The sequence below is a fragment of the Prevotella sp. S7-1-8 genome (assembly GCF_000758925.1).
Taxonomy (GTDB): Bacteria; Bacteroidota; Bacteroidia; order Bacteroidales; family Bacteroidaceae; genus Prevotella.
The window spans coordinates 1-950 of record NZ_JRNC01000108.1; the positions used below are offsets into that span (position 1 = coordinate 1).

A 950-nucleotide genomic window follows, 5' to 3' on the forward strand; every position below is an offset into this window, starting at 1 on the left:
GTAGCTTCTCTCCACGTATCAATCCCATACAGGAGTATTTCAAGGGATTGCCCTTGGTGGATATTGATAATAGCAGTGGTAATAACAGTGGCAATAGCGATAGTTATGCTTATGGCAGTAAGAGTAATGGTAATAATGAAAACAATAGCTGTTGTGATATTTCTTCCCTTTCATTGAAAGCCATTCCCGAATTGGCAAGTTGCGTAGTTGTGCGCAACTCTGACAAGTGGCTGCCATACCTTACCAAATGGCTCGTGGCAGTGGTCGCCAACGCCATGGACGACCGTGAATGCCGTAACCATACCTGTCTTGTACTGACAGGCGAGCAGGGCAAGTTCAAGACAACTTTCCTTGACTTGCTCTGCCCACCTGCCCTGCATGGTTACAGCTACACGGGAAAGATATATCCGCAAGAGAAGGACACGCTTACCTATATAGGGCAAAACCTCATCGTAAACATTGACGACCAGCTCAAAGCCCTCAACAAGCGTGACGAGAACGAACTGAAAAACCTCATCACCTGCCCGATGGTCAAGTACCGTATGCCTTACGACAAGTATGTGGAGGAACATCCACATTTGGCGAGTTTCGTTGCATCGGTAAATGGTAACGATTTCCTTACCGACCCCACAGGCAGCAGACGGTTTCTGCCCTTTGAAGTGCTTTCCATAGATATTGAGAGAGCAAAGGCTGTTTCTATGGATGATGTCTATGCGGAAGCGAAAGCCTTGCTGAGCATAGGTTTCCGCTATTGGTTTGACGATGAAGAGATAACGGAACTATACAGAGAGAGTGAGGATTTCCAAGTACAGACTGCAGAGATGGAGCTTTTGTTGCGTTGTTTTGAAAAGCCAACGGAGGATGAAAGTTATTCGTTAATGACCACTACGGAGATACTCACTTATTTGGGTATTTATACCCACCAACCACTTGTTGCCAAGCGGATGGGC

1 protein-coding gene is annotated in these 950 nt (G+C 46.3%); it reads left to right on the forward strand.

Going from position 1 to position 950, the window contains the following annotated elements; translation table 11 throughout:
• The coding region (locus HMPREF1640_RS11970; RefSeq protein WP_036895175.1) for a VapE domain-containing protein at positions 1-950 on the forward strand (950 nt) is incomplete at both ends.